22 protein-coding genes are annotated in these 24,724 nt (G+C 62.2%); 16 read left to right on the plus strand and 6 right to left on the minus strand.

Annotated elements, in window-relative coordinates; all coding sequences use genetic code 11:
• Positions 1 to 5 precede the first annotated feature (5 nt).
• The 3 genes from HNS03_RS19520 to HNS03_RS19530 all read right to left on the minus strand — a co-directional run bounded on the left by HNS03_RS19520 (position 6) and on the right by HNS03_RS19530 (position 5,250).
• Positions 6 to 2,690 carry a DEAD/DEAH box helicase family protein gene (locus HNS03_RS19520; protein WP_367197735.1) on the minus strand — a complete coding sequence of 895 codons (2,685 nt, stop codon included), beginning with the start codon at positions 2,688 to 2,690 and terminating at the stop codon, positions 6 to 8.
• Entirely contained in the window at positions 2,690 to 4,942 is a 2,253-nt protein-coding gene (locus tag HNS03_RS19525) for a site-specific DNA-methyltransferase (protein WP_367197736.1), read from the minus strand. The genes HNS03_RS19520 and HNS03_RS19525 overlap by 1 nt, the downstream gene beginning before the upstream one ends.
• A gap of 104 nt (positions 4,943 to 5,046) precedes the next feature.
• Positions 5,047 to 5,250: a type II toxin-antitoxin system Phd/YefM family antitoxin gene (locus tag HNS03_RS19530; RefSeq protein ID WP_367197737.1), complete on the minus strand. Its 204-nt coding sequence runs from the start codon at positions 5,248 to 5,250 to the stop codon at positions 5,047 to 5,049.
• Positions 5,251 to 5,591: 341 nt separating this feature from the next.
• Here HNS03_RS19530 and HNS03_RS19535 point away from each other — a divergent pair, with 341 nt between their 5' ends.
• The 5 genes from HNS03_RS19535 to HNS03_RS19555 all read left to right on the plus strand — a co-directional run bounded on the left by HNS03_RS19535 (position 5,592) and on the right by HNS03_RS19555 (position 11,543).
• Positions 5,592 to 6,554 carry an ArdC family protein gene (locus HNS03_RS19535; protein ID WP_367197738.1) on the plus strand — a complete coding sequence of 321 codons (963 nt, stop codon included), beginning with the start codon at positions 5,592 to 5,594 and terminating at the stop codon, positions 6,552 to 6,554.
• The gene (locus HNS03_RS19540) at positions 6,551 to 6,928 is read left to right on the plus strand and encodes a DUF2958 domain-containing protein (RefSeq protein WP_367197739.1); all 378 of its coding nucleotides are present in this window, start codon (positions 6,551 to 6,553) and stop codon (positions 6,926 to 6,928) included. The genes HNS03_RS19535 and HNS03_RS19540 overlap by 4 nt, the downstream gene beginning before the upstream one ends.
• Before the next feature lie 126 nt (positions 6,929 to 7,054).
• On the plus strand, positions 7,055 to 9,169 hold the full coding sequence (locus HNS03_RS19545; protein WP_367197740.1) for a ParB/RepB/Spo0J family partition protein: 2,115 nt from the start codon (positions 7,055 to 7,057) through the stop codon (positions 9,167 to 9,169).
• A gap of 67 nt (positions 9,170 to 9,236) precedes the next feature.
• Positions 9,237 to 10,295, plus strand: coding sequence for a toprim domain-containing protein (locus HNS03_RS19550; RefSeq protein ID WP_367197741.1), 1,059 nt, complete (start codon positions 9,237 to 9,239; stop codon positions 10,293 to 10,295).
• A 324-nt stretch (positions 10,296 to 10,619) separates the two neighbouring features.
• A complete protein-coding gene (locus HNS03_RS19555; RefSeq protein WP_367197742.1) occupies positions 10,620 to 11,543 on the plus strand; it encodes a DUF2493 domain-containing protein in 924 nt (307 codons plus the stop codon).
• 199 nt (positions 11,544 to 11,742) lie between these two features.
• On the opposite strand, the gene HNS03_RS19560 is transcribed toward HNS03_RS19555, so the two are convergent.
• Positions 11,743 to 12,015, minus strand: coding sequence for a hypothetical protein (locus HNS03_RS19560; protein ID WP_367197743.1), 273 nt, complete (start codon positions 12,013 to 12,015; stop codon positions 11,743 to 11,745).
• A 204-nt stretch (positions 12,016 to 12,219) separates the two neighbouring features.
• On the opposite strand from HNS03_RS19560, the gene HNS03_RS19565 reads away from it, so the two are divergent.
• From HNS03_RS19565 to HNS03_RS19590, 6 genes are all read left to right on the plus strand, one after another.
• Entirely contained in the window at positions 12,220 to 12,657 is a 438-nt protein-coding gene (locus tag HNS03_RS19565) for a hypothetical protein (protein ID WP_367197744.1), read from the plus strand.
• A gap of 579 nt (positions 12,658 to 13,236) precedes the next feature.
• On the plus strand, positions 13,237 to 13,554 hold the full coding sequence (locus HNS03_RS19570) for a DUF736 domain-containing protein (RefSeq protein ID WP_367197745.1): 318 nt from the start codon (positions 13,237 to 13,239) through the stop codon (positions 13,552 to 13,554).
• A 684-nt stretch (positions 13,555 to 14,238) separates the two neighbouring features.
• Positions 14,239 to 15,189, plus strand: coding sequence for a 1-phosphofructokinase family hexose kinase (locus HNS03_RS19575; protein ID WP_111344310.1), 951 nt, complete (start codon positions 14,239 to 14,241; stop codon positions 15,187 to 15,189).
• 599 nt (positions 15,190 to 15,788) lie between these two features.
• Positions 15,789 to 16,448, plus strand: a complete 660-nt coding sequence (locus tag HNS03_RS19580; protein ID WP_111344312.1) for a sigma-70 family RNA polymerase sigma factor — start codon at positions 15,789 to 15,791, stop codon at positions 16,446 to 16,448.
• A gap of 217 nt (positions 16,449 to 16,665) precedes the next feature.
• Entirely contained in the window at positions 16,666 to 17,034 is a 369-nt protein-coding gene (locus HNS03_RS19585) for a hypothetical protein (protein ID WP_367197792.1), read from the plus strand.
• Positions 17,031 to 17,927 carry a DMT family transporter gene (locus HNS03_RS19590; RefSeq protein WP_367197746.1) on the plus strand — a complete coding sequence of 299 codons (897 nt, stop codon included), beginning with the start codon at positions 17,031 to 17,033 and terminating at the stop codon, positions 17,925 to 17,927. Before HNS03_RS19585 ends, HNS03_RS19590 begins: the two co-directional genes overlap by 4 nt.
• Positions 17,928 to 18,046: 119 nt before the next feature.
• Here the strand turns inward: HNS03_RS19590 and HNS03_RS19595 are convergent, their stop codons facing one another.
• Both HNS03_RS19595 and glgA read right to left on the minus strand, forming a co-directional pair.
• Positions 18,047 to 18,274, minus strand: coding sequence for a DUF2934 domain-containing protein (locus tag HNS03_RS19595; RefSeq protein WP_111344318.1), 228 nt, complete (start codon positions 18,272 to 18,274; stop codon positions 18,047 to 18,049).
• A 32-nt stretch (positions 18,275 to 18,306) separates the two neighbouring features.
• Positions 18,307 to 19,851 carry a glycogen synthase GlgA gene (gene glgA / locus HNS03_RS19600; RefSeq protein WP_367197747.1) on the minus strand — a complete coding sequence of 515 codons (1,545 nt, stop codon included), beginning with the start codon at positions 19,849 to 19,851 and terminating at the stop codon, positions 18,307 to 18,309.
• A 345-nt stretch (positions 19,852 to 20,196) separates the two neighbouring features.
• On the opposite strand from glgA, the gene HNS03_RS19605 reads away from it, so the two are divergent.
• The 5 genes from HNS03_RS19605 to HNS03_RS19625 all read left to right on the plus strand — a co-directional run bounded on the left by HNS03_RS19605 (position 20,197) and on the right by HNS03_RS19625 (position 24,405).
• Complete coding sequence (locus HNS03_RS19605; protein ID WP_367197748.1) at positions 20,197 to 20,712, plus strand: hypothetical protein; 516 nt, start codon at positions 20,197 to 20,199, stop codon at positions 20,710 to 20,712.
• Positions 20,713 to 20,801: 89 nt separating this feature from the next.
• On the plus strand, positions 20,802 to 21,191 hold the full coding sequence (locus HNS03_RS19610; RefSeq protein ID WP_367197749.1) for a DUF302 domain-containing protein: 390 nt from the start codon (positions 20,802 to 20,804) through the stop codon (positions 21,189 to 21,191).
• A gap of 326 nt (positions 21,192 to 21,517) precedes the next feature.
• Positions 21,518 to 22,321 carry a TVP38/TMEM64 family protein gene (locus HNS03_RS19615; protein WP_244935044.1) on the plus strand — a complete coding sequence of 268 codons (804 nt, stop codon included), beginning with the start codon at positions 21,518 to 21,520 and terminating at the stop codon, positions 22,319 to 22,321.
• A gap of 157 nt (positions 22,322 to 22,478) precedes the next feature.
• Positions 22,479 to 23,429, plus strand: coding sequence for a DMT family transporter (locus tag HNS03_RS19620; protein ID WP_111344323.1), 951 nt, complete (start codon positions 22,479 to 22,481; stop codon positions 23,427 to 23,429).
• A 316-nt stretch (positions 23,430 to 23,745) separates the two neighbouring features.
• Positions 23,746 to 24,405 (plus strand): RNA polymerase sigma factor, encoded by a 660-nt coding sequence (locus HNS03_RS19625; RefSeq protein ID WP_367197750.1) that lies wholly within the window; start codon positions 23,746 to 23,748, stop codon positions 24,403 to 24,405.
• Positions 24,406 to 24,724: the final 319 nt, after the last annotated feature.

Genomic DNA, 24,724 nt, shown 5'->3' on the forward strand with positions numbered 1-24,724 from the left:
CCGTCTTATTCATCCTTGTACTGGCGAAAATTCGTCGCAAGGTCGGCGAAGGATTTGGGGCTGTAGCTCGTGAAACCCTCTTCGTCCACGAAGACGAAGTCATAGTTCACGTCCGACTGCACCCGGTTGATATCCTCACACCATTGCCTGAGGCGCGCGGTCTTCAAAGGCACGTCGAGATCTTCCTGACCCTTGGTTTCGACAATGACGATGTTTTTGTCATCGAGCTTGACGAGAAAGTCGGGATAGTAATTCGAGATATTGCCGTCAGCGTTTACGTAGTCGAGTTTGAAGTGGACCGCGAGATAGTTCTTCGCGTAGGACACCACGTCGGGGCAGTTTTCCAGGAAGCTCGCGAACTGAAGCTCAAGATGGCTGTCGCCTATGACACGGTTGAACACGCTCTTTTTCGGAATGAGATAGCCCTGGTCCTTCACAACGAAAGGCCGCGTCTGGCGCAGCTTGATGCTATCGCGGATTTCCGCATCGCCCTTGTCCCGAACGGTCAGGTCATTGATGGCTTTCTTGAAAGTCTCAATCAGCGTCTTGGTGGCTGCCAGCTCTGACAGGTTGCGCAGCGTGTTGGGATGCTCAAGATCGACGGCCTGGTCGAATAGTTCCGACTGCACGAACGACTTGATTTTGCCAAAGAGCACATCGTAGCCGCTGACCAGTCGCAGTTCCTTCATCACGGTTTGGGCAAAATAGCCAATGACGCTGCGATAATCGGCGGCGCCCGCCGTATCGAGGATCGTTTTGTGGGTCACCTCGCCGGTGGTGATGTCCTTGAAGACGATCTCCCGCTGCTCTTCCTCGCTGAATTGCCGATAAGGCACGCGCTGATGCGCCATAGCGCTGATATCCAGATCGGCAAGGTTCTTGTATTCGCGGTAGATACGGGGCGTGAGTACCGGGATCTCAATATCCAGCGCCTCGATGTCCTTCTTGTCGTTCTCAATGTCGATCTCGACGACAAGCGGCGTCTTCGGCTTCGCGCCTTCGCCCATCGCGGCGCGTTCAAGCTCCACGCCCTCGGCCTGGATCGATTCCACGAAATCCATGAACGCGTCCGTTCCGACGACGCTGACATATTCCTCAAGGCCGCCGGGATACATCTTGCGCAGGCCCCGCCCCAGCGTCTGTTCGGGCAGGATATTGCTCTTGGCCGAGTATGCGCGCAGGCCGACAATGGTGGTGACGTTTCGCACGTCCCAACCCTCTTTAAGCATCAGCACCGACACGATCGCCTTGTAAGGGCTGTCCGGCTCGTCGATCCTGTTGGACTGCTCGCGCAGCTTATCCAGTTCTTCCTTCGCCTTGCCGGTCTGCGCCTCGGATATCTCGCCATTGTTCTTGGTGTGAATGACCAGCACGGCATCTTTGAGATCAGGATAGCGACCTTCCAGGTACTCTGCCACGTCGTCGCAGTTTTTGGTGTCGTCGGTCATGACGAACAGGATGGCCTTCTTGCCCAGCTTCTCATGCTCGGCATAAGCCTTGCGCCATTCGATCACCCCGAGATCGATATAATCGGCGTACTTCTCGGTATATTTGGCGCTCTGGCGTTCGGACAGTTTGGCCCGGCTGGCGGCATCGGGCAGGACCGGATGCTTGACCACGTTCTGGGAGATCGCTTCGACGAGAGGATAGTCGGCAACAGTTTGCACGAAGATGGCACCGTTGTTGTGCTTGGGCGTGGCTGTCACATCCACCTGCAACGCAAGCTCGCCGCCCTTCTGCAATAGCCGGTTGTGGATGTCCTCGATCGATTTGAACCAGGCCAGTTTCGAGTCATGGATGTGATGCGCCTCATCGTTGAGCACCATCAGCTCGTCGATGTCGCGCACGATCATGCCGAGGTCCACGCTGGAATCCGTCGTCGCGCCCGTCGGACGCTTGCCGAAGAAATAATCCATCGTGTTCTCATCGTCGGGCGACGGCGGGATGTCATCGCCCGAATAGACGCGGTGGATGTTAGTCAGGAAGATGTTGCCAGTGGGCTGGGTGACGCGCACGTCGTCCTGCTTGTGCAGGGTGAGCTGAAAATCATCGCGCCAGTTGCGTCCGTCAAAGCCGTTGTCGGGCAGCACCGGGTCGTCGAAGAAGATACGCAGCCCCTGAAAGTCATGATAGATGCGATCGAGCACAATGATGTTCGGGGCAATGACAAGGAAGTTGCGCGAGAGCTTGGAGTCCGGCTCATAGAGCTTGTGAAAAAAGCTCCACGCCAGCGCGAGACTCATGACCTTGGTCTTGCCGGAGCCGGTTGCCATTTTGAGGACGAAGCGCCGCCAGGTCTCATCGAACATGCCTGCCGACACAGCGCCAGAACTGTCAAAGCGCATCAGGTCGAATTTGTCTTTCACCCCGACAACGTCATAGAGATAGATGATCGTCTCCAGCGCCTCACGCTGGGCGAAGAAATACTGGAACTCCGCCATCGTGCCGTCAGCCTGCGGCAAAAGATGCGGTTCCTTGAACCACCAGTTCAGCAGGCTCTTGCTGGTGTCGCATGCGCCGACATAACCGCCGTCGCGAAACTCCTTCACCTTCTTGCGAAGCTGGGCAACGAGCGGCGGCATGAGCTTGTCCATGCCGGTTTCGCGGAGTGCCTCATCGGCTGGGAACCAGCGGATCGCGGGGTCGAGAATCGCGTGCGGGGAATCGGGAAAGTCCGGGTGCAGCGCCATCAGCCTTTCCCCCCAACATTAACCTCGACGATGGTCATTGTGTCATTGCCGAAGATGTCCACGACCTTGACTGCAACCTTGCGCCGGCCCGGCGCGCATTCGTGAGCGACGCTCGTCAGCTCCAGCGAGCGGTCCTTCTTGGTGCGGAAGCTCTGCCACTCGTTCTCAAAGATGTACTCGCCCGTCCACTGCTCTTCCCATTCGCCCGTCTCGGCATTCTGGACGCGGATGATCTCCCGCTTGTTCTCGAAGTCGAAATCCACCGACCAGTAGTCGATCCAGTCCGTCCAGTTCTCGGTTAGCGTCTCGCGGGTGACGATGCCGTCCTTGTCCTTGGTGACCTTCACGATCTGGCCTTTCTCGACAACGATCCGGCTCGCCTTGTTTTTCAGGTTGGCCTCGGCATTCGCAACGGAGTCCTGCGAATAGAAAACCGAAAAGTCAGTAAGTTCGACCGCCACCGTGTCGCCCTTCACATGCGGCCTGACCTCGATGAAGGCCACGTCATGGAACACGACCTGGTTGCGCTCCACCGCGCGCTTGTCGAAGACATCGGCCGGGATATATTTGGGCGCAATGTCGATGCCCTTGGCCCGCGCCTCGTCCAGAACATTGGGAAACAGACCCATCTCGAACTCAAAGCCGAGAATATCGACCTTGGTGATGTGCTTCTTGCGGCACTCCAGTATGATCTCTTCGACGAACAGGCGTGTCACCGGCAGGTTGACTGGGCCGATCGCGACCAGCCGTCCGGCCCGCTTGCCGTGGAAGGTGGCAAAGCCTTCGATCTTTTCAGCCCGGTAGGCGCGCAGGATCAGTTCCAGGAATGCCGCCTCCTTCGCGGCCGCCTGCTGCTGCTTCTGCTCTTCGCGTAGATCGGGGTTCACGCCGATGAAATGCTGGCGCTCGTACTTGCCGAGATTGAGGATCTCAAAGGCCCGGTAGTCCTTGCCCTCGGCCTTTAGTTGCCTCTGCACACCGATCATGCGCTTGCGTGTGGTGTGAATACCGAATTTGCCAAGGTCGCTAACTATCCATTTGCGACCAAGCTTCTCAGCAACAGCGGCAGTGGTGCCGGAACCACAGAAAAAATCGGCGATGAGGTCACCTTCGTTGCTGCTCGCACTAAGGATTCTTTCAAGCAGGGATTCGGGCTTCTGTGTGGGGTATTCAGTGTCCTCGCGTGCCTGTGAATTCACTGGATTTATATCAGCCCAAACCGACTGCAGAGCGATTCCTTCTGATTCGTCTAAGTATCTCTTATATTCCGGCATGCCGCTTTTTGTGTAGATGAGACGGCCTTGATCATGCAGCTCCTGCATTTTTTCTTTTGTCCACCGCCAGGTTTTGAAATGTCCATTCCATTCAAATGTTAAATTTGGACGATCAGGATTTTGATTTAGACAGTTATCCTTCCGATAGCGCCGGCCGTCTGGGTCTTCGTGGCGGTACTTTGCATCTACATATTCAGACCCTAATGGCTCATATAGCTGATTCCAAATTACATCTTCCGTCTTAGAATAAAAAAGAATATGATCGTGCGTGGCTGGATAATAATTACCATGACTTCTTGAAGATACTCTTTTCCAGATTATTTCTCTTCGATGATATTTTCTACCAAAAACGTCGTCTAATGCAGCGCGAATATAATGACTAATAGCTGGACCCATGTGGACGTATATGCTTCCATCCGACGCCAAAATATCTCTCATCAATATTAGACGTTCATAGAGCATAGAAATAAAACTGTCCGCCCCATCTCCCCATGTATCACGGTAAGCAATCTCTTCGAGAATGTTCGGCCTTTTGGTGAAGGTGTCGCCACCTATCTCGATGTCCATGGAAAAATCTGCGCCGACATCGAAAGGTGGATCGATGTAGATCAGCTTGAGACCGCCCTGGCGCTCGATCTCATCGCGCAACGGACCATTCTTCAAGGAAGACAGGATCAGCTTGTTGTCGCCCCAGATCAGCTTGTTGGTCCAGCCTTTGAGCTGACGGCCTCGCGCATCTAGGTCAAACAGCGATCCTTGTAGCGCGGCCTCAGACGGTTTCTCGGCGCGGGGTTCATCCACCTGCTCGATCGTCTGAAACGGAAGCACGACATTGCAGACTTCGCCAGTCTTGCCATTCCAGACCAGCTCGACCTCCCGTTTCTCATCAAACAAGAGGAAACGGTATTTGTCTGGCAGCGGCTTGCCCGCCTCCAGATGTTTGTTGATATCTCTGATTTCGTTGTCAGTGAGCTTCATTTCCGTGCCCCCATTTCCTCTTGAAGCTTACTGGCTGTCGATACCATAACGCCGCAAGTCCTTCGTTTACCGTCACTGGCTCATCAGCGCCTGCGCGGCATGGGCTATGCCCCTTCTCGATCATCGTCACCACTAGCTGCCTGAGCCTTCTTCCGGCTCGCACCGATCAAAAGGCGCTCATACGCTTCCGTCGAGAGAACCACGGCCACAGGCCGGCCGTGCTTCTCAATGGTCACGGGTTCGGCCCGCGCTGTGTCCAGAAGCAAGCCGAAGCCGTTCTTGGCTTCCTTGGCAGACATTGTTTTCATTGAGAATCCCAACGCCCCGTTTGAGCCATTTTGTCTACTTTAGCCGCGCCGTGCAAGGGAAGTTATTGATGAGGGGCAAGCCTGCGCGACCGAGCCACCAGTTCCTGTCGTTAGCGTCGCCCTTCGGGCCGGGCTGTCGGCTTGCGCGGAAGCCCCTGACGGGTCTTCCCCCTTCCCGGGCATCCATCCCTGGCGCGGGAATGTGCGTTTCCGCCTCTGCATCTCTCAGCCTCGACGCTTTTGCGGAGCTGTGAGCGACGAGAGTAAGAGTGCGGACCGGTTTGCCGTGACGGGTTGGAAGTCGAGGGAGAGGCTCTCGGCGCCCGTCGCGGAGAACCGCGATGTCCAGACACAAGCACAGCACCGGCGCCAGGCGCGACCGGACCAACCTTTATTCCGAAATCACCGACAAGATCGGCGCCGAACTGGAGGCTGGCCGCGTACCCTGGGTCCAGCCCTGGGGGACGGCGGCGGCGAAGGCGCCGCTTGCCATGCCGCAGAACGCCGCGACCGGACGGCGTTATTCGGGAATCAACGTGCTCCTGCTCTGGGGCACCGTCATCGAGCGCGGCTTCGGCGGCCAGAGCTGGCTCACCTTTCGCCAGGCACTCTCGCTCGGTGGCAATGTCCGCAAGGGCGAGCGCGGCACGACCGTTGTCTATGCTGACCGCTTCGTACCCGAGGACGAGAAGCAACGCGCGACTGAGACCGGCGAGGCCCCGCAGGCGATCCCGTTCCTGAAGCGGTTTACCGTCTTTAATACCGACCAGTGCGAAAACCTGCCGGAGGACGTAGCGACATCCGCGCCGCCCGTTCCGGAGGGGTTGATCGAGCCCACCATCGAGGCTCTGATCAAGGCGACAGGTATCGATTTCCGCATCGGCGGCAATCGGGCCTACTACGTGCCGGCCCACGACTATGCGCAAGTGCCGCCCCCGCAGGCCTATTTCGAGCCGATCAACTGGCACCGCACGGCGCTCCACGAGCTCGGGCACGCGACGGGCCATCCCTCCCGGCTCGGTCGCGACCTCTCGGGCTCCTTCGGCTCGAAGAAATACGCCTTCGAGGAGCTGGTCGCTGAGATCAGCGCTGCCTTCTGCTGTGCTTCGCTCGGGATCGTGCCGACGGTCCGGCATGCCGACTACATTGGCTCCTGGCTCGAGGTGCTGCGCGAGGATAACCGCGCCATCGTGCGCGCCGCCAGCCAGGCGAGCAAGGCCGCCGACTGGCTGCTGGCGTTCGTGCCGGACAACGAACGGCAGACCGGCCAGGACGAATGCGCTTGCGACAGGAGGGTGGCATGATCCTCCTGACCGACGACCTGCGCGATCGCCTGCTTGCCAATGGCGGACAGTGCGACGTCGACCACGTGCCAATGGTCAAGTTCTTCAACCCCGTCGGCGGCGGCACGTGGCTCGCCACGGAGCTGGATGCGGATGGCGATACCCTGTTCGGACTGGCCGATCTCGGCTTCGGCAGCCCGGAGCTCGGCTCTTTCAGCCTGTCTGAGCTGGGGTTGGTGCGCCTACCCTTCGGCATGGCCATCGAACGCGACATCTTGTTCGAGGCCGCGTTCCCGCTGTCGGTCTATGCCGAAGCGGCACGACAGGCGGGGAGTATTGTGGAGAGCGAACGGCTCCTTCAAGCCGCCGCTGCGGCATTGCGGGAACGCCGATGACGTCTCGCCCGCCCGGGCCACCCTCCGCCCTATCTGGAACGAGAAAGTGAGAGGGCTGTGCCCTGCTCCGTGACGGGTCGGAAGTCGAGAGAGAGGCTCTCGGCGCCCGTCGCGGAGTAAATCATCATGGCAACCGCATCCAAGAAGATCATCCTGTCGTCGTCGTGCGACATCCCCCTCAACAAGCTCGTGCTCAGCCAAGCGAACGTTCGCCGCGTCAAAGCTGGCGTCTCGATCGAGGAACTCGCCGAGGACATTGCCCGGCGCGGTCTCTTGCAGGGCCTCAGCGTTCGGCCCGTCACCGACGAAGCCGGAACCGAGACCGGCATGTTCGAGATCCCCGCCGGCGGCCGCCGTTATCGGGCGCTCGAGCTTCTCGTCAAGCAGAAGCGGCTAGGCAAGACCGCACCGGTGCCGTGCGTCGTGCGAGAGGACGGCATCGCCGAGGAGGACTCGCTCGCCGAGAACGTCCAGCGTGCGCCGCTGCATCCTCTCGATCAGTTCCGTGCATTCCTCACTTTGAAGGAGAAGGGCCAGTCCGAGGAGGAGATCGCCGCGACCTTCTTCGTCTCCGTCAACGTGGTCAAGCAGAGGCTCAAACTCGCGACGGTCTCGCCGAAACTGCTCGACATCTATGCCGAGGACGGCATGTCGCTCGACCAGTTGATGGCGTTCACCGTGTCCGGCGACCACGAGCGCCAGGAGCAGGTATTCGACCGCCTGCAGCAGTCCTATGACAAGCAGCCTTATGCCATCCGCCGCATGCTGACCGAGGGCGCGGTTCGGGCCTCCGACAAGCGTGTCCAGTTCATCGGCATCGATGCCTATGTCGAGGCCGGGGGCACTGTGCTGCGCGACCTGTTCCAGTCGGACGATGGCGGCTGGCTCCAGGAGGTCGCGCTCGTCGAGGATATGGTGACCGACAGGCTGAAGCGGGAAGCCGAGTCCATCGTCGCCGAGGGCTGGAAGTGGATCGACGTCGCCCCCGACTTCCCCTACGGGCACACCTTCGGACTCCGCCAACTGCGGGGCGAGGGGATCCCGCTCACCGCGGAGGAGGAAGCGTCGCGCGATGCCCTGAAGGCTGAATACGATCAGCTTGAAGAGAAATATGCCGAAGCCAACGAGTTGCCCGACGACGTCGACGAGCGTCTCGGGGAGATCGAGACGGCGCTCGAGGCTTTCGAGGTCCGCCCGGTCAGGTTCGATCCCGAGGAGATCGTCCGCGCCGGCGCCTTCGTCAGCATCGCCCCCGACGGCAGCTTGCGCGTCGAGCGCGGTTTCGTCCGGCCTGAGGACGAAGTGGCGCCCGAACCGGACGCAGGCAGCGGTGATAGCGATGAATACAGTGCGGTGCAGCCTGACACGGAAGGCACCGCAGGCACCGGTTCCTCCGAGCCGCCCGAGCCCGACGAAGACGAGGGCCTGTCGCCAATCTCCGACCGGCTGATGTCGGAACTCACCGCCCACCGCACGCTTGGACTGCGCAACGCGCTCGCCGAACGGCCCGACATCGCCTTCGTTGCGGCATTGCACGCCCTGACCCTGACGGTCTTCTACCACTACGGCTCGGATACCTGCCTCGAGCTCGGCCTGAAGAGCGTCGGGTTCAGCGCCCAGACCCAGGGCCTGAACGACAGCGTGATCGCGGAGGCAGCCCGCGCCCGCCACGAGGCCTGGATCAAGCGGTTGCCGAAGGAGCCGGCCGATCTGTGGGCAGCACTTCAGGCATGGGACGGCCAGGAACAGGCCAGCCTCTTCGCCCACATCGTCAGCCTCTCGGTAAACGCCGTCTCCGAACCCTGGAACCGGCGCCCCCGGGCCCTCGCCCATGCCGATGTGCTGGCACAAGCGGTCGGCCTCGATATGGCCGCGGGAGGCTGGCATCCCACGGTCGACAGCTATTTCGGCCGTGTCACCAAGGCGCGCATCCTGCAGGCTGTCACCGAGGCGAAAGGCGAACGCGCCGCCGACCGCATCGCCCATCTCAAGAAGGGCGACATGGCCGCCGAGGCCGAGACCCTGCTCACCGACACCGGCTGGCTGCCAGAGCCGCTGCGCACGCCGGGGAACGCGGAAGCGGATGCTGGTGACTGCAAGAACACCGTCGAACCGGCGGCGCCGGACCCGACCGTCGAGAAAACGGCGACCGATGGCGGCGAAACGGCCATGCGCACCGATGACGTCCCCGACGAGAATGAGGGTGCCGAGGAGGCATCTCAGGTGATCGCCGCCGAATAGCGCGACATCCGACCTGGCAACACTGGCCCGCGGCGACGCGGGCCTTTTTCTTGGAAGGAGGCACGGAATGTCGGAAACGACTGCTGACCTCGCACGGCGGCTCGCCCAAAACGCAGAAGCGGCCTGCCGCGAGTATCTGTCGAGCGGACGAAGAAGCGGCCGCTACTGGATCGTCGGCGATGTCCGCAACACCCCTGGTCGCTCGATGTTCGTCAGGTTGAAAGACTCGCTGAAAGGCCCTGCCGGCAATTGGACCGATGCGGCGACGGGCGAGCATGGCGATCTCCTCGATGTCATTCGCGAGAGCTGCGGCCTTGTCGATTTCAAGGACGTGGCCGACGAGGCATGGCGCTTCCTCGCTCTACCGCATCCCGAACCGGAGTCCGCATCACGATATAAACGGAAGGCGCCCGCACCGACGAGTTCACCACTCGCTGCGAAGCGGCTGTTTTCGATGGCTCAGCCGATCGCGGGCACGCTTGCTGAATCGTATTTCCGTAATCGCGGCATTACGGCTTTGCACGGAACAGGATCGCTTCAGTTTCATCCTCGTTGCTATTACAGGCCCGACGAGCATGAGCCGACCCAGACCTGGCCGGCCTTGATCGCCTCCGTCACCGATCTCGACGGACACCAGACCGGCGCCCATCGAACCTGGCTCGATCCGAACGGGTTCAGCGAGGCGAGGCTCGGCAAGGCGCCGATCGACACGCCGCGACGGGCAATGGGCGACCTCCTCGGCAATGCCGTGCGCTTCGGCGTGGCGGGCGAGGTGATGGCAGCCGGCGAAGGCATCGAGACCATGCTGTCGCTGCGATGCGTCCTGCCCGATCTGCCGATGGCGGCAGCGCTTTCCGCCGCCCATCTCGCCGCCCTCACACTCCCGGTCTCGCTGCGCCGCCTCTATATCGTGTGCGATGACGATCCAGCAGGCGAAGAGGCGCGTAACAGCCTGGGCGCACGCGCCGAGGCCGAGGGAATCGAGACGCTGACCATCGCGCCGATGCTGGGCGATCTCAACGAGGATCTGCGGCTGCGCGGACTGGATGCGCTCACGGCATCGGTTCGGGTCCAACTCGCCCCGCAGGATGTCGCACGCTTTCTGAAGACCGCGCAGTTGGCCTGAACGGGAAGCGGCATGGTTGGGGGTCGGGATCACCGTCGTCACGCGCGGATGCTCCCACCCGATGCCGGAGAGGGCCGCGCCCCGGCCTTCTTCAGAGGGCGACCGGACGGCAGCCGGGCCGGGCCGGCAATGGCTGCGGCCGACGATTTTCCGGCGGCCCCTACGGGCCTTTCCATCGCGAAGCAAAATCGCCGGCCTCCGCCATCCTCCGCTCACGCTCCGGCCCGTCCGCTCGCGCGTCCGGGTGCAGGCCTGGCCCGCCCGCCGTCTTGCGGCGCCATGAAGGCCGCGGCGGGCGCGGCCAACCGACAAGGGAGCATCCCCATGGCGCATGAAGACGACGATACCTTCGAGCCCCATCACGAATCCTCGCCGACCGAGCACGCGCTGAGCGAACTGGAACTCCACGGCTACCGCCATGACGGCCACGGTCCGGACCCGCGCCTCGTCCCGGAGGACAACGTCATCGCCGGCGCCGTCTCCGATATCTTCGACGCCCTGATCGCCACCATGGCGGATACTGCCCTCGATGGCGAACTCGACGATCTGCTCTGGTCGACCGTCAACATGTTTCACCGCGCTGCCGACCGGCTCGAACGCAAACTGGACGACAACGAGCAGGCCCAGAAGCGCGGGCAGCGCGAGCAGGACGGCTCCGAAATCAAGGCGGTCGAGCTCGAACGCCTCATCGAGAGCGGACAAGGTCTCATCGAACGCCGCGACAGCCTGGAAGTCTTCCGCGATAGCGCCGCCGACCTTTATCTGCGCACCACCGGGTCGCCATGGTCGCCGCGCACCGGCTCGCAGGTCAACCGCCGGGCGCTCACGTCGGCCATGATCGACAGCCGGGACTTCATTGCAGAGCGCAAGCGTGCAGACCGCGAAGTGCTCCTGCCGATGGGTCCAAAGGTCGCCGTCTCCGGAGGCGCTGACTACAACGATCACAAGCTGATCTGGGACAAGCTCGACCAAGTGCATGCCAAGCACCCGGACATGGTGTTGATGCACGGCAAATCGCCGAAAGGCGCCGAAAAGATCGCCGCTCGCTGGGCCGATCACCGCAACGTGCCCCAGATCGGTTTCGCGCCCGACTGGACGAAGCATGGCCGCGCCGCACCTTTCAAGCGCAACGACCAGATGCTCGACGTTTTACCGATCGGCGTCATGATCTTTCCCGGCACCGGCATCCAGGAGAACCTTGCCGACAAGGCGAAAAAACTCGGCCTTCCGGTCTGGCGGTTCACATGAACCGCTAGATCTGGAAACTTAGCGGAGCTGAAGCCGTCATACGGGTTCACAGCTCGAATGATTGAACTCTGACCATCGAGCGCGGGTGCTCATCGAGTCGACAGCCTCCAAAGCACGGCATTCTCGCCGATTGTCAAAATCTAGCGGTGGAGCCGCGATAGGGTGACCTGCCAAGTCAAAATCTCACCCAGCGTCGCGATCATGCATCAAGTTCGATCGCAGCATCAGCGTGAACCGGCGGCTCCTGAAGCCGCAGCTGTCGCGCGATAGCCGGGATCTCTGGGTCCGCAAGAAATCCAGCGTAGTCCTTGTCGTCCCAGTCGAAGATCGACCAAACCCGGCGAGCATCGTCCGGGTCGATGTAGACGCGGGCGCTCCGACATCCGTGCTTCCTACGCTTGTCAGCACCCACGGTTCGAAAAATCTCCAGAAACCGATCAAGGTCGGTCACTTTAGCTACCGTGACAATCATGACCGTTACTCCTTTCCAGGGCGTGCGCTTGCTCACAGTCAGTCTGTAACGCACACAAGTCCGATTACCGCCGCAGCCTGCTGCACATTGGGCTCGAAGCGGTCCTTCTACGCTCGAAGGTAAATCGTGACTGTGATATACTTCTGACTGCGCCATGGTGGTGGAGGCGCGACCGTTCGAACCTCATCTTACGGAGACGCCACCATGATCATTGCAATTCTCGGGTCCATCGCTGCAATCGGCGCCGTCTGCTGGCTGCTGTTCACGCTTGCCACCTATGCTCTACCCGCGCTCGGCGGGGTGGCAGCCGGAATGTGGGCCTATCAGACCGGCGCAGGACTGCCGGGCAGCGTCCTTGTCGGACTTGTCGGCGCCGGCCTGGTGCTCAGCGTCGGACAGTTCCTCATCCTGTTCGCACAACCCATGTGGATGAAACTCGCCGTCGCGCTCGCCTTCGTTACCCCGGCAGCGATCGCCGGCTTCCATGCAACCCATGGCATCGTCAAACATCTCATGCCGTCGGAAACCTGGCAGACCGTCTTCTCCGTGATCGGCGCGGTGGCGGTCGGCATCACGGCGTTCGTGCGCGTGACCTCCATGGCCGCGCCCGAACCCGCCGGGCAAACCCCCGCCAGCGTCTGAACGCCGTCGCGGGCCAGGACGGGAGGCTGAGTTTTTTCATCACGCCCTTATCGAAGGCTGAGCGAGGCGGACACTCGGTGAGTGCCGGACCGACGAGGTTCGGTCGAGGATCGGCGCCCGCAGGCTGAATGGCACAAGCCGCCCCGACCAGCGCTGCCGGGGAAGCACTGGGAATGGCTGGGGTCCGCGTCCGGTGGTATCGCCGGAAACGAAGCGAGCTGGCCGGCATGGCAGTAGACGATTGTCGTTCCTTCGCCGGACAGAAGCTTGAGCGCACGGTGTCGCCACTATCTCCTTGAACGATCCCTGTAAGCCGACCGCTCCAAACGGCCTCTTCAATGGGCTGATCTGGCCGAAGGCCGGCTGCGCCTCGATCGCCTATGGCGCAATGACGCCCGTCAGGTTTCTTCCCCTGACGGCTGCGCCGCCATTCCTCGCGAGCCAAGAAACCCGCCGGATCGCCATCCTCCGCTGACGCTGCGGTCGCAAGCGATGCGCCGTCGATCGCCTCCGGCCCCTCCGATCGCCATCGAGACCGCAATGGTGCGGGCTCGAAACTAGTGATCAAGGAGAACTACCATGGCAACCATCGGCACCTTCAAGAAGTCCGGCAATGAATACGCCGGCGAAATCGTCACCCTCAACGTGCAGGCCAAGAACGTCCGCATCGTCCCCGAAGTCAACCAGACCAGCGAGAACGCTCCGAGCCACCGCGTCCTGGTCGGCCGCGCCGAAATCGGGGCAGCCTGGTCCAAGCAGTCGAACGAGGGCCGCGCCTATCTGGGCCTCAAGCTGGACGATCCGAGCTTCACCGCTCCGATCTACGCCAACCTCTTCGACGACGAGGACGGCGGTTACAGCCTTGTGTGGAGCCGACCTGCTAGGAAAACTGACTAAGGTCTCTGGGGCCGTCCTTTCGGGGCGGCCCCAAGCCTTCGACGCAGAGCCCGACTACAGCCTTGGCGCACAAGCCCGAAGATTAGCAGGGGACTGCGTCGTTCCATGCCGAAGCCCGAACAGTTGCTTGGGAAACAACCCCGAACTTACAAGGATGGGACACATATATGGAAAACGGTTGCTATGTGGGGATCGACGTTTCTAAGGACCGCCTCGACGTTCACATTCTGCCTCAGGCTCACAGCGTCTCAGTTGCTAATAATCACCGCGGCGTCGCCGAACTGATCCAGATCCTGGAACAGGTTGAGACGGCTTTGCAGCGCCACTGCAAATGCAGGTCGGATCGGAACTTGGCCGCACCGTTGATCGCGCATGTCGAAGATAAGGACGCCAAAGGTAGCGCCGGTCTTACAGTCGGGAGGGCCGGGACTACGTTTTTGGGACGACCGCCGTGCTTCTCCCTCCTGAGAGCGCTTCGTACGTCCGGGCAACCGAGCTTGTCATTATGCCGAGGCGTAATGGACACGCACGAGCGCCGTCCTTCTAGCTATCGCCGCGACCCGCCTCAGGGTGGTGGCGTCGGTTTAGATGTGTCTTGCCAATCTCGGTGGGAAATCCTGCATGCCGCCATTCACTTGAACTGCGCCGCCACCCTGTAGCACGACGATCGTGAGGATTTATGAGATGAAAGCCATCGTCACATTGACCTTGAACCCGTCGGTCGATGGCGCCGCCGAGGCGGAGGTCGTACGTCCTATCCACAAGATCCGGACCTCGGACGAACGCTACGATCCGGGTGGCGGCGGCATCAACGTCGCGCGGGTCGTCCAGGAACTCGGCGGCCCGACGCTCGCCATCTATCTCGCAGGCGGCGCCACCGGCGGCGTTCTCGACGACCTGCTCGACGCCGCGGCCATCCCGCGGCGGCGCGTCCCGATCCAGGACCACACCCGCATCAGCCACGCAGTCTATGAGCGATCGAGCGGCCAGGAATACCGCTTCGTGCCCACTGGCCCCTTGGTCGGGGAATCGGAATGGCGAGTGTTCCTGGAATCGCTGGAGGATCTTGACTGCGACTACTTCGTCGCGAGCGGCAGCCTGCCGCGCGGCGTCCCCGATGATTTCTACGTCGCCGTGGCGGACCTCGCCCGCCGCAAGGGCGCCAAGCTTATGCTCGATACCTCGGGAAGCGCGCTTCGTGCCGGGCTCGCACGCGGCGTCCATCTGGTGAAACCCAGTCTCGGTGAACTCGAGACCCTGGTCGATCGGAAGCTTCCCGACCAGGCGTCGCAGGAGCAAGCGGCGCGAGAGCTGATCGGCTCGGGCGTGGCCGAACTGGTCGCGCTGACCTTGGGCCGTGATGGTGCGCTGCTCGCGACCAGCCAAGGCATGCTGCGCCTGGCCGCGCCCGACGTAGTTGCAAAAAGTGCCGTCGGTGCCGGCGACAGCTTTACCGCGGCCATGACCTTAGGCTTGGCTCAAGGGCGCGATTCCGAAGACGCATTCGCCTATGGCATGGCCGCCGGCGCTGCCGCCGTCCTATCAGCCGGTACGGGATTGTGTCGGCGGGAGGACGTCGAACGACTCTATGAGGGAATGCGCAGCCAGGTGCGAGCGATTGCGACAGAATCGTGACGAACCTGCAAGAAAGCCCGACCGTGTTGTAGAGGTCTTCAAAGGTCTCAGGAAGCCCGTCTCGCACCGCCGTTTGATCTCGATCAATAACGAAGCTATCTTTGTGGCATAAGCTTGCCGAAGATGGATGGTCTGTGCGAAGTTCGATGTACCACTACAATCGAGAGCGATTCAGAAGGAGCGCGCCCCGAGCTTGGGTGATGTTCCTCCTGTCCCTGCTGATTATAGCCGGTCTGAGTTTCCACATGGCCCACGCCGATCCTTCGGCCGCCGGGACGGAGACGGCCGTAGCGAGCGGTGTGTTACTCGTCTCCGATCCGCCCAGTGACGCAACGCTCGGCACATCGCCTACGGTATCCCACTGCCACTCGCCGGCGTCCTGCGCTTTTCTCCCGGTGGGCTCTTCTACCGTCTTCCACGCACCGCAATCCGGCGGTTGGATTCCCCAACCGCCGCGTTACCAGCGATCCACGATCAGCGATCGTCAATTCCGCCCGCCCCGTCTCCCTGTGCACGTCTGACCGACGCGCCCGCGGGCTTCGATACTCCCTGCGCGTCGCGATACCGCTCGACCATCCTCTGCGCATGGAGTCATCACAATGACAGCCCTTTCACGCCCTGATCCTGTCCCATCCCAAAGCGTCGCTCCCGACGCTGCTACCCTTCAGCGTCTGACGGAGTGCCGATCGGAATTCGTGCGCTTTTTCCGACGGCGCCTGAGCCGTCAGGAGGATGCCGAAGATGCCTTCCAGGACTTCTGCCTCAAAGTGGTGCGAGCCACGGAGAAGCCTAAGACCACCGGCAAGATCGACGCTTGGCTCAGTCGGGTCTTGCGCAACACGCTGACCGATTATTATCGGCGCCGGGCGGCGCGGCAGCGGGCCGAGGCCGCATACGAAGCGGAGGCTCCAGAACCGGTGGTTCAACCGGGAACGGTCCAGCTTGAAAATCCATGCAGCTGCGTCCGGAACATCGTTCCAACACTCCGGCCAGACTATGCCGAGATCATTCGCCGGGCCGATCTCGAGGAGGAGTCGCGCGAGCGGATCGCGGTCGACCTCGGTCTCACCACCAACAATATCGGTGTCCGGCTGCATCGGGCGCGCCGGGCCCTGAAGGAGAAGATCGAGGAGCGCTGTGGGGCGTGCTGTGTTGGCGGATTCGGGAACTGCGATTGCGCGCCGGAGTCCCACGGGCGCCATCGGGGCGGACGAGATGCACCAGCGTGTAATGCCGCCATCACCGAAGCGTCTCTTTGATTGATATCTGGCGCGGGCCGCTTCCATCAGGCGGGAGGTTCCGCGCTGCGTTGCCCGGCCCATCAGTAATTCGCATGGCCAAGAAAACTTCAAGAGCGCGTCGCCGGATGCACCATCGGCTGCCGACAACCAGACCGTGGAGGGCGACTACCGAGCCGTTCTCCACAGTCTGTAGTTCGAACGTTCGAACTGGCAAAGCTCGGAAGCACTTCATCCGCTGCGCGACAAGGTCCTCGTCCTGATCGAAGGTCATGACGCCGCGGGAAAAGATGGTGTGATCAACCGCATCGTCCGTCACCTGAGTGTCCGCGGGAGACGCGTGTTGTCGCCTTGGTCCTGCGGAAAGGAGCGTCGCCGCGCCGCATTCAATACAAGTTGGGCGCCCCGTCAGCGAGCAGCGGTGGTCAATGCAAATCGCACGAAGGCCAGAGATCAGACGGGCGTCGACGAGCGCTGCGGAGTATTCGGAACCGTCGTGCTTGTCGCCTATCCGCGAAGTTCCGGTCACGGAATCATGATCGCCGCGGATTGTATCGCCGAACAGTTTCTTGGCGGACGGCCAGAAAAGGAGATCCTTCAGAGATGACTGCCGTAACGATCGCGCAGATCATTCTGGTCATGCTGCTTTGGGCTGCCTGCTTCCCCCTGATCACCGCCGGTCTGGACCTCGCTCCGCACCTGACCTTCGCTGCGATGCGCGCGCTCCTGGCAGGCCTTACGCTGACTATGCTCGCCCTCGCGCTGCATCGGCCGCTGCCCAAGGGTTTGCCGCACTGGGCGATGTTGGCCATCGTAGGCTTGGGAGCGACGAGCCTGGGCTTCCTGGGGATGTTTCATGCTGCGGAGTTCGTCTCGCCCGGCATCGCCACGGTGATCGCCAACACCCAGCCATTGCTGGCGGCGATGCTGGCAGGCCTGATCCTCGATGAACGACTCACGGCACGGGGGATCACGGGGCTGGTCCTGGGCTTCATCGGCATTCTCAGCATCGCCGCGCCCCAATTTGTAGCCCCGGGGCAGCAGAGCTACATTTTCGGCGTTGCCTATATCATCCTTGCCGCGTTGGGCGTCACCGTCAGCAACGTCGTGATCAAGCGCATCGCGGGCAAGGTCGATCCCCTCATGGCCATGGGACTGCAGATGCTGATCGGCAGTATCCCCCTCGTTCTTATCGCCTGGGCCACGGAGGAGCCGGCAACGGTCAGATGGTCGTTTACGTTCGTCGGCATCCTCCTCGCGCTCAGCCTGCTCGGCACGGCGCTCGTCTACTGGCTGTGGTTCTCGGTGCTCGAGAAGGCGCCGCTCAACAGGGCCAATGCCTTCAGCTTTCTAATCCCGATTTTTGGTCTGACGATCGGCACTCTGTTCTTTGACGAAACCTTGGAGTGGCCGCAACTCGCCGGTATTGTCTTCGTCATCCTCGCGGTCGGTCTGGTCTCGCGCCACGGAACGAGATCAGCCGAAAAAGTCGCTGTGTAGGCCGCGGCCGAAAATTCCCAAAGGTCCAGTCACTCCGGACCCGTCTCATACTCGTCCGCGTTGATGTCGACGAAGAAGAAGCAAGCTTTCCAGAGCGACCGGACGGACCTACACCGGGCTCAGCTGGATCGCTTCTTGGCCCCGCCGCCTCCTCCAGATGCGGATTCAGCCGCGTCTATCGACTCGGTCTGCATAGACGCCGGCTGGTCCCCTACGGGCGATTGCTCGGCTTCGATCTCCGCCTGCGCGCAGAGCCAGTGATCGAGGTGTTTGCCTTCGGGCCGGTTCTCCCGTTCCCAGATGGCATAGGCGCGCTCCCGGACTTTCGCATTCAGATCGTCACTCATGATGTGTCTCCTTTTATGAGTGGGTACCAACTTCAGCCCTTCGCTGTGCGTGCTCGCATCGGCGGGGGAGATGGCAGGAAGCTCCGGTCGGACCACAGGCCACGCCCGGGCCCGGGCTCGGCGAAGTCTTGCTCTGCGCGAGATTCGGTGAGCGTCCGATAGAGATCAAGATATTCTTCGGCCGGTCCTCGCCAGCCGAAATCCTGCCGCATCGCGTGACGCTGCATCCGGCGCCACGCCACCGGCTGCCCGAACGTGTCGAGGGCGCGTCTCAGGCAGCCGAGCAGGTCTTCAAGGGTGTCACCCGAAAACGCGAACCCCGTCGCTTCCCCATCGACATTCGACGTGGAACCGTCGACAACGCTATCGGCCAGCCCGCCGACCTTCCGCACGAGGGGCAGGGTGCCGTAGCGCAGAGCATAGATTGGCACCAGGCCGAAGGGCTCGAAACGCGACGGATGGAGCAGAACATCAGCGCCCGCCAGAAGACGGCGCGCGGATCGCTCTTCGTAGCCTACCTGCACGGAAACGCGCCCCGGATACTGCTCTGCCAATGCCTTGAATCGCTCTTCCAGGGCGCGGTCGCCTTGTCCATGCAGGGCAAACTGGGCACCCGCCGCGATGAGCCAGGGCACAGCCTCTGCGACAGTGTCGGCCATCTTCTGCTCGGTCAGGCGGCTGAGGAAGGCGAAGAGAGGCGTTTCCGGCTCCACGTCCAGACCGAGTTCGCATTGCAAGACGGCCTTGCAATCTCGCTTGCGACCGATTTCGGCCAGACTGTACCGACGCGGCAGGCTTGAGTCCTCCGCTGGATCCCAGAGACCGTAGTCGGCGCCGTTGGGTATTCCCAGGAGATGCCGCGAGCGCTGGCGGAGCAGTCCGTCCAGACCGCAGCCGAACTCCGGCGTTTGTATTTCACGTGCGTACGTCCGACTGACCGTGGTCAGGCGATCGGCATAGCGAAGCCCCGCCTTCAAGAAGGAGATCCGACCATAGAACTCGACTCCTTCAGGCGAGAAGGTGTCGCCGGGGAGGCCCAGAAGCGGCAATGCATCGGCAGCGAAGAGGCCCTGGAAGGCCAGGTTGTGGATCGTGAAGACGACGGGCGGACGCGATCTTGCGGAGTCAGCCAAGAGCAGCGGCACCAGTCCGGTATGCCAGTCATTCGTGTGGATCAGTTCCGGCCGCCAACCGAGTCCCGCTGCGTTGCACGCGACGCGCACAGCCGCATGGCACAGCGCGGCGAATCGGAGACCGTTGTCCGGCCAGTCGCGGCCATCCAAATCCTGATAGGGGCCGGCATTCCTACGATAGAGCCTGGGACAGTCGAGCAGCCAAAGCGGCATGCCGGAATCCGGAGATCGCGCAGGCAAAAGACGGGCGCGATCCTCGCCCGGCAGGTCGCCGAGCGGTATCGCCGGCCCGACATGGTCGACCCGGTCCAACGCGTCAGGGTAGCCGGGCATCATCACGCGAATGTCGATTCCGCGCTCGGCCAAGGCGGCCGGGAGGGCGGCCGAAACGTCGGCCAGCCCGCCCGTCTTTATCAGGGGATGACATTCGGAGGTGACGAACAAGATACGCATGAGAAACCCCATCGGCCCTTCTGGAGACACTCCGGCGGCGGCCCGCAGGGGCACCCGAGGCCTACCGTTTGAACCATTGGTGCTGCCTATCGGTCGAGCGACCTGAGCGGACAGCGTGTCACCAACTAGAGACGTTCGAACTGGGCGCGCCTTACACCTCCTACTCCGACATTGTTGCGGCCACAGAGGCCCAGTCTCGAAGCTCGCCGTTGGTACTCAGCGCCACCGGTGTAACGAGGCGGCGGGACGGGCGTCTGAAGGATTCGATGCAGAGCCGGGCGCGTAGAGGCATCCCCCGGCGCAGCGTCTTCCGACCAGACCAAAAGGAGAGCGATCATGACCCTACACTCCACTTCGACCCATTCGAATGGCTTGCGTTTGCCGGGCCTGAAAGCCCTGGCCGTGGCCGTTGGTGTCACCGCCCTCGCCGCAACCGGCGCATGGGCAGCCCAGCACGAGACAAAGCCGCAGCAGGGCCAGACACAGCAGATGCCGGGGCCTGCCTTCGAGCGCATGCAGGAATTGATGCAGCAGGCCCGTGAGACGAAGGACCCCGCCGAGCGCCGCCAGCTCATGCGTGAGCACATCGAGATGATGGGCGAGCAGATGCAGGCGATGCGCGGCATGATGGGCGACATGCCCATGCAGGGCCAGATGGGCGGTGGCCGGATGTCAAGCGGTCAGTCTATGGGCATGTCGGGAGACCAGTCCGGACAGATGCAGGAGATGATGGGTGCGGCGGCGCCTGAGATGATGACCCGTATGCGCGAGCATTTGGGCATGATGCAGCAGATGATGGAGCAGATGCTCGAACAGCAGAAGATGATGATGGAGATGAACGAGCAACAATAACGCTTGGAAAGCGGCGGTCGCATCAGACATGTGGTTGCCGCTCCCAAGTAGAATATGGAGCATCTTGCACATAGAAGGGCGGACGACCGATGACATATTATTTCGCAAAGACCCTGTCAGGGAAGGGCTTCGATCAGGTGGTCGCCCAGGTAACCGACGCTCTGAAGGACGAGGGCTTTGGTATCCTGACGGAGATCGACGTTCGGACTACGATAAAGAAGAAGCTCGACAAGGATTTCCGCGACTACCGCATTCTGGGGGCCTGCAATCCATCACTGGCGCATCAGGCACTCCAGGCGGAGGACAAGATCGGCACCATGCTGCCCTGCAACGTCATCGTCCAGGCGACCGAGGACGGTGGTGTCGAGGTAGCCGCGGTCGACCCGGCGGCGTCTATGCAGGCCGTCGACAATCCTGAGTTGGCCCGCATCGCCGAAGCCGTCCGCGACAAGCTCAAGCTGGTCATCGAGAGACTCTGACGTCGCGAGTGGCCGCCAAGAAGCCAAGGTGATTCCATGAGCGTGGTCCAGTTCGACGCTGGCGATGACGGGCGCTTCAGCCAGACGATGGCCCGGGGCTCGAAAGTCCAGCGGTGCCCAGCCTGTACGGTGGGCGGTGTATTCGGGAGGAGATGGACCGGGACCAGACGGGAGGGAGCGGCATCTCCATCTTTTCGGTTGCGACATCCGCCACGGATGGACACCGCCGGCCGCATCACCCGGCCCAGGGAGTTCGGAGTCGAAGACGTCAGGGTCGAGTCCGTTCGATGGAAACGGCTCCCTGACCGAAGTCACCAAGGTCCCGTGTGAGCGAGACGCAGGCCGCTAGATCCAGTCTGTCCTGGACACGCATCATCGCCGGGCTGGCGGTGTTCGCCATCTTTCTAGTCACGTCTCTCTTATTGTGGCGAACCGGCATGCTGGACCGCCTGCTCGATGGCGAGGCGCTCGAGCAGGCGGTGATGCGGCTCGGCCCCCTGGGCCCGCTTCTGATCATCGGCCTGATGACCGTGGCCATCGTCATGAGCCCGATCCCGAGCGCCCCGATCGCACTTGCTTCCGGCGCGGCCTACGGGCATTTCTGGGGCGCGCTCTATGTCGCCATAGGTTCCGAAACGGGCGCCCTGGTCGCCTTCGGCATTTCCCGCCTCATCGGGTATGACGCGCTCAGGGCATGGCTCGGCGCACGCCTGCCCACAGGCGCGCTGCACCGCTTCGTAGGGTCGCAAACTGCCTTGATGGCCGTCGTATTCGCGACGCGGCTGATGCCGTTCCTGTCCTTCGACATCATCAGCTACGCCGCCGGTCTGACGCCGCTCAGAACCTGGCGCTTCGCCGTCGCAACCTTCCTCGGCATTATTCCAGCGAGCTTTCTGCTCGCGCATTTCGGCGACGAGCTCGCTTCCGGCGACTTGTGGCGCGCCGGCGTCACCGTCTTGGTGCTCGGGTTCATCACGCTGCTGCCCGTCGGGTGGAAAGTTATCCCGGCGCGCTACCGATCGGCCTTGAAGCGCTTGTTGAGCGCCGGACAGCCGTCAGACGTTACGGCGCGGGAGACCGCCAGCCGTGCTCGGTCACAGGAAAGCTCGCGGAAAGGAGAGACACGATGATGGAAGTATATGAGGGAATGTAAGGCATGGGCACCATGGGTCTACTCTGGATTCTGATCCCGTTGTTCGTGGTCTTATAATATTCATGTCGCAATGCAAAAATCTTCCGCCGCTGAATTGGCTACCAAGATGATCGGAGAGCAAGGGAGATCAGTGAATGCGAGAGGTCGGGGTCTTTGCGGCGCTGTTCTTCGGAATGGCCGTCTTCGGGAGCGGAACGCCGACGGCCAAGGTCGTGACTGACGGGTTCCCAATTTTCCTGGCGCCGTTCCTGCGGCTATCGCTGGCGGCCCTGCTCACCACACCGCTACTGATTGTCTACCGACGCGAGCTGCGCAGCATCAGCCGGCGCGACTGGCTGCTGATAGGGGGAATCGGCGCCATCGGTCTCGTCGCCTTTAGCCTGTTTTTGCTCAGCGGCATGACTCTCGTCAGCGGGGTCATCGGCGCCGTGGTGATGAGCACCAGCCCCGCCGCCGTCGCCCTGGGCGCGGCCTGGTTCCTGGGAGAAGAACTTGGTCCGGCCAAGATCGGGGCGGTCGGCCTGTCGATCGCCGGAGTCGTTATCATCAACACCTGGGGCGCCGAGCTGGGCAGCCAGGGCGTCTGGGGGTCGGTCATCGGCAGTCTGCTCGTGCTAGGGGCAGTAGCCAGCGCGACGGCCTACTCCCTCCTCGCCAAGCGCGTCACCAAGGAGGTGCGGCCGGTCCTGCTGATTCCGCTGGCCGCTTGGACCGCCGCGGCCCTGTTCGCGGGGCCCGGCCTCTTTCAGGCCGCGCAGTTTGACTTCGCAACCCCCAGCACCGAGCAGTGGATCGCTCTCGCCTGGTGGGGAGTCGGCCCCTTCGGGATCGGCACGATGCTGTGGTTCTACGGCCTCAAGTCGGTCCAGGCGAGCACGGCGTCGGGCTTCATGGGCGCTATGCCGGCCAGCGGTCTGCTGGTGTCGTACGTCTGGCTCGGCGAGGCCTTCCACTGGGTCCACCTCGTCGGATTCGCCCTGGTGCTCGCGGCGATCGCCCTGGTGGCCTGGGCCCACCGCCGTGGCGAAGCCACCGCCGCGGCCGAGGGACGGGCGTTCCAGGGCTGCACCACCTATCCATGCTGACGGCGCAGACCGTCTCGACAAGCAGCCTTGGCTGAACGATCTGTGACAACGCGATTCTCGTTTCACTCGGCTCGGCGTATATCGTTCTGGCGATCCGTTCGCAGTGCCGTCCACATCCTGCGCGCCTGTCCGGAGCGTTGGCATCCTCCTGATCTTGGTCCCCGCCGTTCCGCATGCTCCGTTAGGGCGTGCCTTGCGCCCCCTGCTCCAACATTGCTGCGACCACCGAGGCCCGGCGTCAAAGCTCGTCCCTTCGTTAGACGCCACCGGTGTAAGGCGTCGGTAGGCTGGGCGTCTGAAGGATAGGAGGTGGACGATGACTGGCGACGATCCGGACGACCGCTTAAGCGCCGACGATGAGCGCGACGCGGCAACTAAGGCGGCTGATGCTGCCGTGCGTCAGGCGCTCGTGGAGAGTCGTCGGCAGATCCTGAGCTTTCTGCAACGGCGACTGGGCAACTCCGAAGCCGCCGAGGACGTCTTGCAGGCATTCATGCTGCGGGCAATCGAGCGGTCGACCCAGTTGCGCGACGTGCGGTCGGTCCGTGGCTGGCTGAGCCGGATCCTCGCCACGACCATCGTCGACCATCAGCGTCGGTCCACCAGGCGGCGGCAGCGGGAGGCGGTGATGAATCCGAACGACATTGAAGCCTTGAAGATCGAGGCTGACGAGGAGCTCGACGAGGCGGTGTGCAACTGTCTCTACAAGCTCCTGCCCACGCTCAAGCCGGACTACGCCGAGGTGATCTGGCGCGTGGACCTGCTGGGAGAGCCGCGGGAACGGGTGGCGGCCAGCCTCGGAGTCACCTTGAACAACGTCACGGTGAGGCTCCACCGCGGCCGCCAGGCGCTGAAGAAGCGGCTGGAGGAGATGTGCCTGACCTGCCCGATCCACGGCTTCCTCGACTGCCGCTGCGAAGAGGCCGAACGTGCACGACGGCGCCGCGAGAGGCTGACGGACAACAATGAACTGTAATGCCGGGTACGTCGTCGCGTCTTTAGGACTGAAGGGCGGTCCGGCCGCGATCAAGGCGCGGACGCATGTGAAAGGATGATGGCGATGCACAAAGATACAAAGGTTTCGAACGTCGATTCGGCGACTCGGGCCGAGGGTTCCTGCTGCGGTCATGGAGAGCCCTCGCCAGCCCACTCGGCGAAGCCCTCGACTGCAATGCCCTCGGCCGCACCCGAACAGTCTTCGGCGGACCAGCGGGCGAAGACGCGAGAGGCGGCGCAAGGCAAGTCGAAGGGCTGCTGCTGCGGCAGCTGAGATCCAGGGATCAGGCAGAAGACAG

Source organism: Amorphus sp. 3PC139-8 (assembly GCF_040750475.1).
GTDB lineage: Bacteria > Pseudomonadota > Alphaproteobacteria > Rhizobiales > Amorphaceae > Amorphus.